Raw genomic sequence first — 230 nt, forward strand, 5'->3', positions numbered from 1 at the left:
ACCATCGTGTTCGGGATGTGGACGGGTGTTTCCCCTAAGCGCATCGCCACCAGAATTGTTATGAGCACTTAGACGGTAACAAATGTAATGCAGTTAGCGTCTTACGTGCGATACATACTTGACCCTTAGTGAGAACGAGTTCTTACGAAGTTCGAACTTAGTAGTCAAGTACTATTCAGTTATCTTTGATAACTCAACAGCGAAATAATCTTTACTCGATTTCCTTAGAA

At 41.7% G+C, this 230-nt stretch carries 1 rRNA gene (cut by a window edge); it reads right to left on the reverse strand.

The window, feature by feature from the left end:
- Window positions 1–54 (reverse strand): 5S ribosomal RNA (gene rrf / locus DWY37_RS15680); it reaches 86 nt to the left of the window's first position.
- Between the last annotated feature and the right edge of the window lie 176 nt (window positions 55–230).

Source organism: Roseburia sp. AF25-13LB (assembly GCF_003478915.1).
Taxonomy (GTDB): domain Bacteria; phylum Bacillota; class Clostridia; order Lachnospirales; family Lachnospiraceae; genus Roseburia_C; species Roseburia_C amylophila.